The sequence below is a fragment of the Azospirillum sp. CT11-132 genome (assembly GCF_047302835.1).
In the GTDB taxonomy this organism is placed as follows: domain Bacteria; phylum Pseudomonadota; class Alphaproteobacteria; order Azospirillales; family Azospirillaceae; genus Azospirillum.
Genome location: NZ_JBGLZA010000002.1, coordinates 338,912 through 354,210 on the forward strand (window position 1 = coordinate 338,912; position 15,299 = coordinate 354,210).

General features: G+C 69.2%; 13 protein-coding genes. All 13 read left to right on the plus strand.

The genetic code is table 11. The annotated features are described in order from the left end of the window. The first annotated feature begins 135 nt into the window (after positions 1–135). A complete protein-coding gene (locus tag ACCD06_RS03440) occupies positions 136–1,029 on the plus strand; it encodes a GntR family transcriptional regulator (protein WP_109074160.1) in 894 nt (297 codons plus the stop codon). A 5-nt stretch (positions 1,030–1,034) separates the two neighbouring features. Continuing rightward, positions 1,035–2,279 (plus strand): ABC transporter substrate-binding protein, encoded by a 1,245-nt coding sequence (locus ACCD06_RS03445; RefSeq protein ID WP_109074161.1) that lies wholly within the window; start codon positions 1,035–1,037, stop codon positions 2,277–2,279. Positions 2,280–2,386: 107 nt separating this feature from the next. Further along, positions 2,387–3,259, plus strand: a complete 873-nt coding sequence (locus ACCD06_RS03450) for a branched-chain amino acid ABC transporter permease (RefSeq protein ID WP_109074162.1) — start codon at positions 2,387–2,389, stop codon at positions 3,257–3,259. Next, on the plus strand, positions 3,256–4,254 hold the full coding sequence (locus ACCD06_RS03455; RefSeq protein ID WP_109074163.1) for a branched-chain amino acid ABC transporter permease: 999 nt from the start codon (positions 3,256–3,258) through the stop codon (positions 4,252–4,254). The genes ACCD06_RS03450 and ACCD06_RS03455 overlap by 4 nt, the downstream gene beginning before the upstream one ends. Then, positions 4,241–4,987 carry an ABC transporter ATP-binding protein gene (locus ACCD06_RS03460; RefSeq protein ID WP_413338808.1) on the plus strand — a complete coding sequence of 249 codons (747 nt, stop codon included), beginning with the start codon at positions 4,241–4,243 and terminating at the stop codon, positions 4,985–4,987. Before ACCD06_RS03455 ends, ACCD06_RS03460 begins: the two co-directional genes overlap by 14 nt. Further along, a complete protein-coding gene (locus ACCD06_RS03465) occupies positions 4,980–5,693 on the plus strand; it encodes an ABC transporter ATP-binding protein (RefSeq protein ID WP_109151621.1) in 714 nt (237 codons plus the stop codon). Before ACCD06_RS03460 ends, ACCD06_RS03465 begins: the two co-directional genes overlap by 8 nt. Before the next feature lie 26 nt (positions 5,694–5,719). After that, the gene (locus ACCD06_RS03470; RefSeq protein ID WP_413338810.1) at positions 5,720–7,147 is read left to right on the plus strand and encodes an MmgE/PrpD family protein; all 1,428 of its coding nucleotides are present in this window, start codon (positions 5,720–5,722) and stop codon (positions 7,145–7,147) included. A gap of 1 nt (position 7,148) precedes the next feature. Beyond that, entirely contained in the window at positions 7,149–8,051 is a 903-nt protein-coding gene (locus ACCD06_RS03475; RefSeq protein WP_413338812.1) for an isocitrate lyase/PEP mutase family protein, read from the plus strand. Then, complete coding sequence (locus ACCD06_RS03480) at positions 8,048–9,790, plus strand: hydantoinase B/oxoprolinase family protein (protein WP_413338814.1); 1,743 nt, start codon at positions 8,048–8,050, stop codon at positions 9,788–9,790. Before ACCD06_RS03475 ends, ACCD06_RS03480 begins: the two co-directional genes overlap by 4 nt. A gap of 19 nt (positions 9,791–9,809) precedes the next feature. Further along, positions 9,810–11,882, plus strand: a complete 2,073-nt coding sequence (locus ACCD06_RS03485) for a hydantoinase/oxoprolinase family protein (protein ID WP_413338816.1) — start codon at positions 9,810–9,812, stop codon at positions 11,880–11,882. Beyond that, positions 11,879–12,493, plus strand: coding sequence for a cysteine hydrolase family protein (locus ACCD06_RS03490; protein ID WP_413338818.1), 615 nt, complete (start codon positions 11,879–11,881; stop codon positions 12,491–12,493). Before ACCD06_RS03485 ends, ACCD06_RS03490 begins: the two co-directional genes overlap by 4 nt. Next, the gene (locus ACCD06_RS03495; RefSeq protein WP_413338820.1) at positions 12,490–13,896 is read left to right on the plus strand and encodes an FAD-dependent oxidoreductase; all 1,407 of its coding nucleotides are present in this window, start codon (positions 12,490–12,492) and stop codon (positions 13,894–13,896) included. Before ACCD06_RS03490 ends, ACCD06_RS03495 begins: the two co-directional genes overlap by 4 nt. Then, positions 13,893–15,299 carry a 3-isopropylmalate dehydratase large subunit gene (gene leuC / locus ACCD06_RS03500; protein WP_413338822.1) on the plus strand — a complete coding sequence of 469 codons (1,407 nt, stop codon included), beginning with the start codon at positions 13,893–13,895 and terminating at the stop codon, positions 15,297–15,299. The genes ACCD06_RS03495 and leuC overlap by 4 nt, the downstream gene beginning before the upstream one ends.

Below are 15,299 nucleotides of genomic sequence, written 5' to 3' on the forward strand. Positions count from 1 at the left end.
GAATGACTTGGGTGCGGGCCGCAACCGTTGGTGCCCCCAACATCGCTGTTGACCGAAGCTGTATTATCCATCATACAGGTTCCTGTCTGGTGAATGGACAGGCGACGGTTTCCGGTGAAGGGGAGGCGGAGTGCTGTGAAGTCGGCGGTCGAACCCCTGAAGGCGCGCAGGATCTATTTGCTGCTGCGCGACCGCATCGTTGCCGGCGAACTGCCGCCGGGCGTGCGGCTGCCGGGCGAGCCGGCGCTGGCGACCGAACATGCGGTGTCGCGGGTCACCGTGCGCCGCGCGCTCGACCTTCTGGAAAAGGAAGGGCTGGTGCAGCGCAAGGCCGGCTCCGGCACCTTCGTCCACGACACGCGCGCCGTCCGTCCCATCGTCGCCGATCTGTCGAACGTGCTGTCGCACCTGATCGACATGGGCCGCAGCACCGATGTGAAGCTGCTGTCCTTCGGTTACGGCATCCCGCCTGAGTCCATCGCCGAAAGCTTGGGTCTGAAGCCCGGCGAACGGGTCCAACGGTCGGTGCGCGTGCGCCTGATCGACGGGGAGCCGTTCTCCTACCTGACCACCCATGTGCCGGAATGGATCGGCCTGACCTATTCGGAGGCGGAACTGGCGGCGCGTCCGCTGCTGGAACTGATCGAACGGTCGGGCGTGACGACGGAGCGCGCCACCCAGGCGATCAACGCGACGCTTGCCGGACCGGAAGCAGCGGCGGCGCTGGATCTGGAGATCGGATCGCCGCTGCTGACCCTGACCCGCATCGTCTACGAGCCGTCGGGGCGTGGCGTGGAGCATCTGCACGCGCTGTACCGGCCCGACCGCTACAGCTTCCACATGGATCTGGTGCGCACCGGCAACGACGGCGAACGGCGCTGGAGCCCGGCGCTTGGCTGGCCGCGCACCACCGAGAAGGCCGAGCGCAAGAAGGCCGACAAGAGCAAGACTGACAAAAGCAAAACCGACAAAAGCAAATTGGGCGAAAAGCCCACCCGCACCCTGCGGGCAATCAAACAGAGGAGTTGAGCGTTATGGGACGTTCGGTTCAGGACTCCGCGATCTCCGGGATTTCCCGCCGCACGGTGCTGAAGGCCGGCGCCGCGGCTGCCGCGTTCGTCACCGTGCCGGTGGCCGCGCCGTCGATCCTGCGGGCGCAGACCCCGGTGGTGAAGGTCGGCATCCTCCAGCCGGTGACCGGCGCGCTGGCCCATGATGGCGATCTCGGCCGGCTGGGTGCGGAGATGGCGATCAACGAAATCAATGCGGCCGGCGGCATCAAGTCGCTGGGCGGCGCCAAGCTGGAGATGGTGTTCGGCGATGCCCGCTCCATGCCCGAAGCCGGCACGCAGGAGGTGGAGCGTATGCAGGCCGACGGCGTCTGCGCCATCGTCGGCGGCTTCGCCAGCCCGATCTGCCTTGCGGCGTCGCAGGCGGCGGCGCGCTACGATCTGCCCTATCTGGTCGATGTCGGCGTGTCGGACCAGATCATGTCGCGCGGCCTGACCAACACCTTCCGCTTCAGCCCCGGCTTCGGCAAGGTCACGCAGGTGGCGCTCGACAACCTGACCGCCATCAACGACAAGGCGGGCAAACCGGCGAAGACCGTCGTGCTGGTGCATGAGGACGGGCTGTTCGGCTCCGGCCTCGCCAAGCTGCTGCAGGCCGAGTTGCCCAAGCGCGGTTTCGAGGTGCTGGAGACCATCGCCCATCCGACCCCGGCGCGCGACATGTCCAACGTGGCGCTGCGAATCCGCTCGCTGAACCCCGATCTGGTCATTCCGTCCAATTACTATGGCGAGTTCGTTCTGCTCGCCCGCACCATGCAGCAGCAGCGCATCAAGCCGAAGGGCGTCTATGCGATCCTGGGCGGGGCGGCGTCGAACGGGCGCTTCGTCAAGGAATTCCCGCAGGCGGCCCAGAACGTCATCGACTGCAACCACTGGCACGATCCGAAGAACCCGAAGGCGCTGGCCCTGCGCAAGGCGGTGGAAGGGCAGGGCAAGTCCTTCGCTTACAACGTCTCGCTGAACTATTCGAACGTGCTGCTGCTGGCCGACGCCATCGAGCGGGCCGGCTCCGCCGACCGCAAGAAGATCATCGAGGCGCTGAACGCCTCCACCTTCGCCGGCCACATCATGCCCTATGGTCCGACGAAGTTCGTCAACGGCCAGAACGAGGGCGCCACCCCGATCAACACCCAGATCCAGGGTGAGGACATCAAGGTGATCTATCCGGAAGCGTTCGCCGAGGCGAAGGCCAATTTCCCGGCGGCCTGATCCGTTTTTCGCCGTCGCACCTCCGCATTCCCCCACCCGTCCGGGACGCCGCAAACAGGTGCATCGCGGACGAGTGACGGGACCATTCCCCTCATGCGCGGGCTGCCATGTATTCACCTCAGATCATCCTGGAAGCGGCGCTGAACGGTCTGATGACCGGTGCGGTCTATGCCCTGATCGCGCTTGGCCTGACGCTGATTTACGGCGTGCTCCACATCATCAACTTCGCCCATGGCGCGCTGCTGACCTGCGCGATGTTCGCGGTCTGGATTGCCTGGGCGGTGTTGGGGATGGACCCCTATCTGGCCATCCTGCCGCTGGTGCCGCTGATGTTCGCGCTCGGCTATGGCCTGCAGCGCTTCGTCATCGGGCCGGCCAGCCATGGCGACGACGGCAACATCCTGCTGGTCACGCTGGGCCTGTCGATCGTGCTGGAGAATGTGTTGCTGGCGCTGTTCCAGTCCGACACCCGCACGCTCGACACCGACTATTCCTTCCAGGTCGTGGCGCTGGGGCCGCTGCTGCTCAGCTATCCGCGCCTGATCGGGCTTGGGGTGGCGGTGGTGGTGACCGGCCTGCTGTGGCTGGTGCTGAACCGCACCGACACCGGCAAGGCGATCCGCGCCGTCGCCAAGGAGAAGCTGGGCGCCAATCTGGTCGGCATCGACGTGCCCCATGTCTATGCCGTCACCTTCGGGCTCGGTTGCGCCTGTCTTGCCGTGGCGGCGGGGCTGCTGATGCCGACCTTCTACGTCAACCCGCGCATCGGCGGCGCCTTCGTGCTGGTCGCCTTCACGGTGGTGGTGCTGGGCGGCATGGGATCCATCCCCGGCGCGCTGCTGGGTGGCCTGTTCATCGGCGTGGTGGAGAGCCTGTGCGGCCTGTTCCTGGGCGACAGCCTGGGCCAGCTCGGCATCTTCCTGATCTTCATCGCCGTGCTTCTGGTGCGGCCGACCGGCCTGTTCGGAGCAAAGGCATGACCGCGCGCGACCTGATCCCGATCGCCGTCCTGACCCTCCTGGCGGCCCTGCTGCCGCTGGTGGTGACCTCCAGCCCGGTGCTGAACTTCCTTGTCTTCATGCTGATCGTGGCGCTGGGCGCGCAGGGCTGGAACATCCTCGGCGGCTTCGGCGGCCAGTTCAGCTTCGGCCATGCCGCCTTCTTCGGCACCGGCGCCTATGTGACGGCGATCCTGCAACTGCGCTACGGCGTCAATGCCTGGGCCGGGCTGGTGCTGGCGACGGCGGCCGGCGGTGTGGTCGGCTGGGTCATCGGCTTCCTCAGCTTCCGCTCGGGGCTGCGCGGCTCGTACTTCGCGCTGGTGACGCTGGCCTTCGCCGAGGTGTTCCGCATCCTCGCCAACGCCGCGTCCTTCACCGGTGGTGCGGCGGGGCTGCTCATCAAGCTGGATGTCCGCGCCGCCAACCTGCAATTCGACGATCGCGCCGTATTCTACTGGCTGGTGCTGGCCTTCGTCGCCGCGGTGCTGCTGCTGACCCGCTGGATCCAGCGCTCCCGCTTCGGGGCGCAGCTGGTGGCGGTGCGCGAGAACGAGGATGCCGCCAAGGCGCTGGGTGTGGATTCCCTGAAGGTGAAGCTGCGCGCCATCGCCCTGTCGGGCGGCGTGACGGCGCTGTCCGGCTGCCTCTATGCCCAATACTTCCTCTACATCGACGCCAACATCGCCTATGGCAGCTGGATTTCGGTGGAGCTTCTGCTGGCCCCGATCATCGGCGGCGTCGGCACCGTCTTCGGCCCGGTGGTGGGGGCGCTGACCCTGCACGGGCTGGGCGAGGTCGCCAAGCAGTTCGCCGGCCGCATTCCCGGCATCGACCTGATCGTCTTCGGCGGCGTGCTGGTGCTGGCCGTGGCGTTTGCCCGCGGCGGCATCCTGGGCCTGCTGGAGCGGCTGCGCGACCGTGGCCGGGGGATGATGGCGCGCGGACCCAAGGAGGTTTCCCATGCTGGCCGTTGAGAGCGTTTCCAAGCGTTTCGGCGGGCTGATGGCGGTGGACTGCGCGACGCTGTCGCTGCAGCCCGGCGGCATCATCGGGCTGATCGGTCCGAACGGGGCCGGCAAGACCACGCTGTTCTCGATGATTTCCGGCTTCATCGCGCCGACCGACGGACGCATCCGCTTCGAGGGCACCGACATCACGGCGGAGGAGCCGCACCGCCGGGCGGAGCGCGGCATCGGCCGCACCTTTCAGATCGTCCAGCCCTTCGCCGGGCTGACGGTGTGCGAGAACATCGCGGTCGGCGCCTATCTGCGCCATGCCAAACGCGCCGACGCCACCGCCAAGGCGCGCGACGTGGCGCGCCGCGTCGGTCTGGGGAGCGAGCTGGACCGGCCGGCGGGCGGACTAACGGTGGCCGGGCGCAAGCGGCTGGAACTGGCCCGCGCGCTGGCGACCGAGCCGAAGCTGCTGCTGCTGGACGAGGTGCTGGCCGGCCTGAACCCGTCGGAGATCCGCGACATCATCCCGGTGATCCGGGGCATCCGCGACGAAGGGGTGACGATCCTGATGATCGAACACGTCATGCAGGCGGTGATGAACCTGTGCGAGCGCGTCTATGTGCTGGCCCAGGGCCGCATGATCGCCGAGGGGCCGCCCGCCGTCGTCTGCGCCGACACCCGCGTGATCGAGGCCTATCTCGGCCACGGTGCCGCCGCCCGTCTGAAGGCGGAGGGGGTGGCCCATGGCTGAGCAGCTTCTGGAAATCCGCGGGTTGAAGACCGGCTATGGCGCCACCGAGGTGCTGCGCGGCATCGACATGGCGGTGCATGCCGGCGAGATCGTCACGGTGCTGGGCTCCAACGGCGTTGGCAAGACGACGCTGAACAAGGTGCTGTCGGGCGTACTGCCGCCCTGGACCGGCGAGATCCGGTTCGGCGGTACCCGCATCGACGGTAAGTCCGCCGCGCGCATCGTCGAGGAGGGACTGATCCAGGTGCCGGAAGGCCGCAAGATCTTCCCCAACCTGTCGATCCGCGAGAATCTGGAACTCGGCAGCTACCGCCGTGGCAAGCCGAACCGGGCGCGGAACCTGGAGCGCATCTTCGCGACATTCCCCCGCCTGAAGGAGCGCGAGGCCCAGTTCGCCGGCACCCTGTCGGGCGGCGAGCAGCAGATGCTGGCGATCGGCCGCGGCATGATGGCGGAACCGCGCCTGCTGATCCTCGACGAACCGTCACTCGGCCTCTCGCCGCTGGTGGTGGAGGAGATGTTCGGGCTGATCCGCAAGCTGAACGGCGACGGGCTGGCGATCCTCCTGGTGGAGCAGAACGTCGTCCAGTCGCTGGAGGTCGCCCGCCGGGCCTACATCCTTGAAAACGGCGTCTTCGCGCTGTCGGGACCGTCCGACGAGATCGCGCGCGACCCCGAACTGAAACGCACCTATCTCGGCCTTTAACGGGCCGTCCGCCTGGGAGCGGTGACATGACAAGCCTGTCCTTTGACGTGAAGCCGGCGAGCGAACTGCTCGCTGCAGCCCGCCCGTCCTGGCTCGACCGCTGGGGCGCCTTCGCCGCCGGCCTGACCTTCGCCGACCTGCCGGCCCCGGTGGTGGAGCGGGCGAAGCTGGTGCTGCTCGATTGCATCGGCGTGATCGCCGCCGGCATGCAGGAACCGGAATGCCGGGCCCTGGTGGGGCGCATGGCCGAAACCGCCGGTGCCGGAGACTGCCCGGCCATCGGTTCGGGCCGCGGTTTCGCCGCCGGTTCGGCCGCCTTCCTGAACGGCGTCGCCGGGACCATGCTGGAGCTGGACGAGGGCAACCAGTATGCCCGCGGCCATCCGGGAATCCATGTGCTGCCGGCCGTGCTGGCTGCCGGGCCGCGGCTGAACTCCTCTGGCACCGACCTGTTGACGGCGCTGGCGCTGGGCTACGAGATCGGCTCGCGCATTGGCATCGCCGCCAAGCTTCTGGTCACCACCCATCCGCACGGCACCTGGGGCACGGCGGGGGCGGCGCTGGCGGTGGCGCATCTGAACCGGGCCGATGCGGCGGCGATGATCGAGACGATCAACATCGCCTCCACCCTCGGCCTCGCCACCAGCCGGCGGACGATGCTGGAAGGCGGCACCGTGCGCAACGCCTATGCCGGCGTGTCGAGCCAGTTGGGCCTGACTGCCTGGGATCTGGCGGCCAGCGGCTTTGTCGGAGAAACCGACGGCGTGGGCAGCGTGTTCGGCGGCGTCATCGCCCGCGACTTCCGGCCGGAACTGATGGTCGATGAGTTGGGCGAGCGCTGGGAAATCGCCCGCAACTACTTCAAGCGTCACGCCGCCTGCCGCTACACCCACGGCGCGCTGGATGCGCTGGGCGACGTCGTGGCACAGGCCGGCGGGCGGATCGCCCCGGAGCAGGTCGCGGCCATCGAGGTCGACACCTATGTCTGGGCCGCTCAGCTGAATGGGCCTGAGCCAAAGAACATGCTGGCGGCGAAATTCTCGCTGCCCTTCGCGCTGGCGACCTTCCTCGCCAACGGTGCGGCGACGCCCGACGCCTTCCGTGACGAGGCCCGGCAGTCTGCGGCGACCCGCGATCTCGCCCGCCGGGTGACGGTGCGCGAGGACACCGCGCTGACCGCCCGCCTTCCCGGCCTGCGCCCGGCCCGCGTCCGCCTGACGCTCGCCGACGGCCGCAGCTTCGCGGCGGAGGCGCTGACCAACAAGGGCGACACCGAGGATCCCTACAGCCCCGACGAGGTGCGGGCGAAGTTCGCCGAACTCGCCGGTCCGGTCTGGGGGACCAAGCACGCCGCCGCCATTGCCGACTGCGTCGAGACCATCGACCGCGCGGCCGATCTTTCAACCCTGACCCGGCTTCTGTCGGCGCCTGCCGCCGCCGGGGGGAGCGTCTGAGATGACCATGCCCGACCTCAGCTTCAAACAGCGGCTGTCCGAAGACCGCGTCGTGCTGGCCCCCGGCGTCTATGACGCCTTCACCGCGTCAATGGCGACCGCGGCGGGATTCGAGGCGCTGTATCTGTCCGGCGCCGCCATCGCCTACACCCGGCTCGGACGGCCCGACATCGGGCTGGTTTCGGTCAGCGAGGTGGCCGACACCATCGCCCTGGTGCGCGACCGGGTGGCGACGCCGCTGGTGGTCGATGCCGACACCGGATACGGCAACGCGCTGAACGTCCAGCGCACCGTGCGCATGTTCGAACGGGCCGGCGCCACCGCGTTGCAGCTTGAGGACCAGAGCTTTCCCAAGCGTTGCGGCCACCTGACCGACAAGGCGGTGATCCCGGCCGGGGAGATGGCCGGCAAGATCAAGGCTGCGGTCGATGCCCGCACCAGTGAAGGCACCCTCATCATCGCCCGCACCGACGCGGTGGCGGTGGAGGGCGTTTCGGCCGCTCTCGACCGCGCCCGCCTCTATGTCGAGGCCGGTGCCGACGTGCTGTTCGTCGAGGCGCCGAAAAGCCGCGAGCAGTTGTCCGCCATCGCAACCGACCTGGGCGGCATCCGCCCGCTGCTGGCCAACATGGTGGAAGGCGGGCAGACGCCGATCAGCTCCGCGTCGGAGTTGGGCGAACTGGGCTACCGGCTGGTGATCTTCCCCGGCGGAATCGTGCGAGCGCTCGCTCGGCAGGCGCAGGACTATTACGGCTCGCTGGCGCAGCACGGCACCACCCAGCCCTTCCGTGACCGCATGTTCGACTTCAACGCGCTGAACGAGCTGATCGGCACGCCGGAGATGCTGGCGCTCGGCGAGACTTATAAAGACTTTGGCCCCGCCAAGCGGGAGGACGCAGCATGACCATGAAGACCGCAATCGATCCCGTCACGCTGGCCGTCCTGAAGGGCCGGCTGGAGCAGATCGCCGACGAGATGGACGCGACGCTCTACCGCTCCGCCTTCAACCCGATCATCGCCGAGGCGCGCGACGCCTGCCACGGCCTCTATCATGCCGAGACCGGCGCCACGCTGGTGCAGGGCACCAACGGCCTGCCGATCTTCGTCGGCGCCATGGCCTTTGCGGTCAAGGCGGTGATCGACAAGGTGGCGAAGGAGGGCGACCTCCACGCCGACGACATCTTCCTGTTCAACGACCCCTATGACGGCGGCACCCACCTGAACGACTTCCGTCTGGTACGGCCGATCTTCCGCCAGGGGCGGCTGTTCTGCTGGATGGCGTCGGTCGGCCACTGGCTCGATATCGGCGGCAATGTGCCGGGCAACTTCAACGCCCGCGCCACCGACAGCTTCCAGGAGGGCGTGCGCATTCCGCCGGTGAAGTTGGTGAAGGCCGGCGTGATGAACCACGACCTGCTGGCGATCCTCGCCGCCAATTCCCGCGTGCCGGTGTCGAACTATGGCGACCTGAACGGGCAGTTGAACGCTTTGGATCTGGGCGTGCGGCGGCTGACCGAATTGCTGGACGAGCATGGCGAAGAGACGGTCGCCACCGCCTTCGACGCCTTCACCGCGCGGGCCGATGCGCTGATGCGCAGCGCCATCGGGAAGCTGCCGGATGGTGTCTACAGCTTCGAGGATTATCTCGACAACGACGGCATCACGGCGGACCGGCTGCGCATCGCGCTGGACCTGACCATCGCCGGCGACCGGATGACGCTGGACTTCTCGCGGTCCTCGGCCCCCTGCGCCGGGCCGCTGAACATCGCCTATTCCACGGCAGTTGCCTGCTGCTATGTCGCGCTGAAGCATGTCTTCACCGACGTGCCGGCCAATGCCGGCTGCCTGAACCCGATCACCTTCGTCATCCCGGAAAGCACGCTGCTGGCGGTGAAGCCGCCGAAGCCGGTCGGCGGTTATACCGAGACGATCCTGCGGGTGATCGGCGTGGTGTTCGGCGCGCTGGCGCTTGCCGATCCGGCCCGCGCCACCGCCGCGCCCTTCGGCACGATCAACGCGCTGTCGCTGGCCGGCCACCGCAAGGACGGCTCGCGCTGGGTGATGTTCTCCTTCTTCGGCGGCGGCTTGGGCGGCAATCCGGAGACGGACGGGCTGAACCACGCCAACAACCCGATCTCCACCGCCACCATCCCGCCGGTGGAAATCCTGGAAGCTGCCTATCCGGTGATGTTCACGCAATGGGCGCTGCGTCCGGATTCCGCCGGTGCCGGCCTTCACCGCGGCGGGCTGGGTGCCGTCTACGAGATCGAGGCGCTGACCGACGCCGACGTCTTCCTGCTGGGCGAGCGCGGCGTCTTCGCGCCCTTCGGTGTGGCCGGCGGCACGCCTGCGGCACTGAACCGCTTCACCTGGCAGAGCGACGAGGGCGAGAAGTCGCCGCCGCTCGCCTCCAAGGTCACCGACGTGAAGATCCGCGACGGCCAGCGCGTGCGGCTGGAGACGCCGGGCGGTGGCGGCTGGGGCGACCCGAAGCGACGCGATGCGGAGGCCGTCGCCCGCGACGTGCGGCTCGGCTATCTCGGCCGTGACGCGGCGCGCAGCGCCTATGGTGTGGCGCTGACCGACGACGGCGCGCTCGACATCGCCGCCACCGCAACCTTGCGCGAATCCTCCGCCGCCTGACGAACCCGGAAGCAAGACCATGAACAACGGCATTTCCAAGGGTGCAATCGTCGGCGTCGACGTCGGCGGCACCTTCACCGACCTGTTCCATTACGACGAGGCGCGCGGCAGCTTCCGCACCGCCAAGGTCCCGTCCAACCGCGGCGACGAGGCGGTCGGCTTCCTCGCCGGCCTGCAAAGTTTCGGTCCGGTCGCCGAACTGGGGTCCATCGTCCACGGCACCACCGTTGGCACCAACGCGCTGCTGGAGCGCAAGGGCGCCAAGGTCGGCCTCATCACCACCGCCGGCTTCCGCGACGTGCTGGAGATGCGCCGCCGCGACCGCCGCCACACCTGGGGCCTGTGGGGCGACTTCGTCCCCGTGGTCGACCGCGACATGCGGCTAGAGGTGGTGGAGCGCACGCTCGCCGACGGCACCATCCGCACCGAAATCGACCCGGAGGAAGTGCGCGCCGCCGCCCGCCGGCTGGCCGACCAGGGGGCGGAGGCGCTCGCCATCGTCTTCATCAACGCCTACGCCAATCCGGCCAACGAGCTGGCGGCGCTGGAGGCGGCGCGTGAGGTCTGGCCGAACGCCAACCTGGAATGCTCCTCCCGCATCCTGCCGGAAATCCGCGAGTTCGAGCGCACCTCCACCACCGCGCTGAACGCCTATCTCCAGCCGGTGGTCGGCAGCTATCTCGCCAAGCTCGACAATGCGCTGGCGGGGGAGGGGTTCGGCGGACGCTTCCACATCGTGCAGTCGAACGGCGGCGTGATGTCCACCGACACCGCGCGGCGTCTTCCGGTGCGCACCGCGTTGTCGGGACCGGCGGCCGGTGTCATCGCCGCGGCGGCGATCTCCAAGGCGGCGGGCTTCCCCAACGTCATCACCGGCGACCTCGGCGGCACCAGCTTCGACGTGTCGCTGGTGGTGGAGGGGCAGACCATGCTGGCCGCCCAGACCACCATCGATTTCGGTCTGGTCGTCCGCACCCCGATGATCGAGATCACCACCATCGGCGCCGGCGGCGGCTCCATCGCCGGGGTCGATCCCGGCGGCATGCTGCAGGTCGGGCCGGAGAGTGCCGGCTCGCGGCCGGGGCCGGTCTGCTACGGCCAGGGCAACACCCGCCCGACGCTGACCGATGCCAATGTGCTGCTCGGCCGCATCAATGCCGAGCGCCCCATCGGCGGCAAGCTGGCGCGGCTGGACGTCGATGCCGCCCGAACCGCCATCGCCACCCATGTCGCCGAGCCGCTCGGCCTCGACGTCATGGCGGCGGCGGAGGCGGTGGTGCGCATCGCCAACAGCAAGATGGCCGGCGCCATCCGCCTCGTCTCCATCGAGCGCGGCCATGACCCGGCTAAATTCGCCGCCGTCCCCTTCGGCGGCGGCGGGGCGCTGCATGTCGGCGCGCTGATCAAGGAGGTCGGGTTGAAGGCGGCGCTGGTGCCGCGCTTCCCCGGCGTGACCTCGGCGCTCGGCTGCGTCATCGCCGACATCCGTCACGATCAGGTGCAGACGGTCAACCTGCCGCTGGCCGGCATCGATGCCGGATCGCTCGACCGCCGCATGGTGGAGGAGGCTGCCGCCGCCCGCGCCGTGGTGGAATCGGCCGGCCTCAGCGTCGAGCGCATCGACCTCGTCTTCGAACTCGACATGCACTACATCGGCCAGACCCACACGGTCGCCGTGCCGCTGCCGGTGTCGGTCGAGAACGGCACCACCGGCATCGATGAAGCCACCATCCGCGCCGCCTTCGAGCGGGCCTATCAGGCGTCCTTCAGCCGGCTGCTGCCGGGGGTGGGCGCCAAGATCGTCAACCTGCGCACCGCCGCCATCGGGCGCCGTCCGCATTTCGACCTCTCCGCCCTCGCTCCGGCGGCCGGCGCCACCGTCGAGGGCGCCCATGCCGGGTCGCGGCCGGTGTGGTTCGACGGGGCCTGGCACGACACGGCGGTTTACAACCGCCTCGACCTGCCGGTCGGTGCCGTGATCCAGGGGCCGGCGATCCTGGAGCAGCCGGACGCCACCACCGTCATCGACCCCGACCTCAGCGCCCGCGTCGACGGCTTCGGCAACGTCATCGTGGAAAGGAGCGCCCCATGAGCGCCACCGCCATTCCCATCGAGCGCACCGCCCTGCTGGTCTGCGACCTGCAGAACGACTTCATCCACCCGGATGGCGCCTATGGTCGGGCCGGGCAGACGGCGCCGGAGATTCTGGCCCTGCCGGAGCGGGTCAAGCCGCTGGCCGATCTGCTGCGGTCGCGCGGCGGCTGGGTGATCTCCACCAACTTCACCCTGGTGCCCGGCCGCGGCGGCGAGCCGATGATCTCGCCCCATCTGAAGGCCCTGCGCCCCTTCCTGGCGAAGGGCGATTTCCAGCCCGGCAGTTGGGGGCACCGCACGGTGGACACGCTCCAACCCGTCGATGTCGAGGTGGAGAAGGTCGCCTATTCCGCCTTCTACATGTCGCGCCTGGAATGGGTGCTGCGGAAATGCGGGGTGGAGCGGCTGCTTGTCTGCGGCATCGTCACCAACGGCGGCGTCGCCTCCACCGTGCGCGACGCCCATGTCCGCGAGTTCGACACCATCCTGCTGGAGGACGGCTGCGCCGCCTTCAGCCGCGAGGTGCATGAGGTCTCCGTCGCCGCGTTGCGCCCGGTCTGCCGGGTGGCGACGGTCGCCGCGATGCTGGAGGAGGTGGCGACCTCATGAGCCGCATCCTGCCCGCCGACGGCGTGGAATTCGAGTTCACCGTTCCCGTCGTTGTGATCGGCGGCGGGGCGGCCGGGATGGTCGCGGCCCTGGCGGCCCATGAGCAGGGCGCCGGCGTGCTGGTGCTGGAGCGCGACGCGCTGCCCCAGGGCTCCACCGCCCTGTCGGCGGGGCTGATCCCGGCGCCGGGCACCCGCTGGCAGCGCGATGCCGGGATCGAGGACAGTCCGGAGCGATTCGCCGCCGACATCATCGCCAAGGCGAAGGGCGAACCCGACCCGGCCGAGGTCGCCCGCGTCGCGCAGGCGGTAGGGCCGGCGCTGGAATGGCTGGCCGACCGCTATGGGCTGCCCTTCTCGGTGGTGGACAATTTCAGCTATCCGGGACACAGCGCCCGGCGCATGCACGGGCTGCCCAGCCGGTCGGGGGCGGAACTGATTGACCGCCTTCGTGGAGCCGTGGAAACCGCCGGCATCGACGTGCTGTGCGAGGCGCATGTCACCGCGCTTTATGCCGAAGGCGCTCACGTCCGCGGTGTGGAGATCACCCGCCCGGACGGCAGCGTCGAGCGGGTCGGCTGCGGCGCGCTGGTCCTCGCCTGCAACGGCTATGGCGGCAACAAGGCGCTGGTCGAGCGGCATGTGCCGGAACTGGCCGACGCGCTCTATTTCGGCCATCCCGGCAACCAGGGCGACGCTCTGCTTTGGGGCGAGGCGCTGGGTGCTGCCACCCGGCATCTGTCGGGGCACCAGGGCCATGGCTCCGTCGCGCATCCCGCCGGCATCCTCGTCACCTGGGCGACGATCACCGAGGGCGGCGTGCAGGTGAATGCGGAGGGCCGGCGCTTCTCCAACGAGGCGCAGGGCTATTCCGAACAGGCCGCCATCGTGCTGCGCCAGCCGGACGGCATCGCCTGGACAGTCTTCGACGAGCGCATCGCCGCCATCGCCCGCCAGTTCGAGGATTTCCGGCAGGCCGAGGCGATGGGTGCGGTGCTGAGCGCCGACACGCCTGCCGAGCTTGCCCGGCAGATGAAGATCGACGCCGACACTCTGGCCGCCACGATGGCCGAGATCGACCGGTTGAAGGAGGCGGGCGGAACCGACGGCTTCGGCCGCAGCTTCGCCGGCTCGGCCCCGCTGGTCCCACCCTACCGAACCGTCCGCGTCACCGGCGCGCTGTTCCACACCCAGGGCGGGCTGGTCGTCGATGACGACGCGCGCGTCTTGGATAGCGATGGCGCGCCGCTGCCCAACCTCTATGCCGCCGGTGGGGCCGCCTGCGGCGTGTCGGGATCCAAGGCGTCCGGCTATCTGTCCGGCAACGGCCTGCTGACCGCGGTGGCGCTTGGGCGCATCGCCGGGACGGCTGCAGCCGGTGCCGTTAGTGAGGAAACCCAATGACGCAACAGCCACGCAGCCTGTTCGAAAAGGTCTGGGATGCTCATGTCGTGGCGACCCGGCCCGACGGTCAGGCCCTGCTCGCCATCGACCGTCATTTCCTGCACGAGGGCTCCTTCCATGCCTTCGGCATGATCGACCATGCCGGGCGCAAGGTGCGGCGGCCGGAGCTGACCTTCGCCGTCGCCGACCATTACGTGCCCTCGCACAGCCGGTCCAAGCCGATCGCCGATCCCGAGATCGCCAACATGGTGACGATGCTGGAGGCCAATGCCGGTCGCCACGGACTGCGCCATTTCGGGCTCCACGATCCGGCGCAGGGCATCGTCCATGTGATGGCGCCGGAACAGGGGCTGACGTTGCCCGGCCTGACCATCGTCTGCGGCGACAGCCACACCTCCACCCACGGCGCCTTCGGGGCATTGGCGTTCGGCATCGGCGCCACCGAGGTGTCGCATGTGCTGGCGACCCAGACCCTGTGGCAGCGCCGGCCGAAGACGATGCGCATCACCGTGGACGGGGCGCTGGGGCCGCATGTGACGGCCAAGGACCTGATCCTGGCGGTGATCGCCGCCATCGGCGCCGACGGGGCCGCCGGCCATGTCATCGAATATGCCGGCAGCGCCATCCGCGCCCTGTCGATGGAAGGCCGGCTGACCGTCTGCAACATGTCGATCGAGGCCGGTGCCCGTGCCGGCATGATCGCCCCCGACGACACCACCTTCTCCTGGATCGAGGGACGGCACTTCGCCCCCAAGGGCGCGCTGTTCGACCGCGCGGTGGAGCATTGGCGGAGCCTGCCCAGCGATCCGGGTGCCGTCTTCGACCGCGAGGTGACGCTGGATGCCGCCAGCATCGCCCCGGCGGTGACCTGGGGCACCAGCCCGGAGACCGCGGTTCCGGTGACGGCGGTGGTCCCGGACCCGTTTGCTGAGGCCGACCCGGTGCGCGCCGGCCAGATGCGCAAGATGCTGGATTACATGGGCCTCGCCCCCGGCATGGCGCTGGAGGATGTGCCGATCGACCGCGTCTTCATCGGGTCCTGCACAAACGCCCGGCTGGAGGATCTGCGCGCCGCCGCCGCCGTGCTGCGCGGCCGGCGCGCCGTGGTGCCGGGGCTGGTGGTTCCGGGCTCGGTCCCGGTGTGCCGGCAGGCGGAAGCGGAGGGGCTGGACCGCGTGTTCATCGACGCCGGTCTGGAATGGGGAGAACCCGGCTGCTCCATGTGCGTGGGCATCAACGGCGACCTCGTTCCGGCGGGGGAGCGCTGCGCCTCCACGACCAACCGCAACTTCCCCGGCCGCCAGGGGCCGAACGCCCGCACGCATCTGATGAGCCCGGCGATGGCCGCCGCCGCCGCCGCGACCGGCAAGCTCACCGATGTCCGCAAGCTGGGAGCCTCGTAG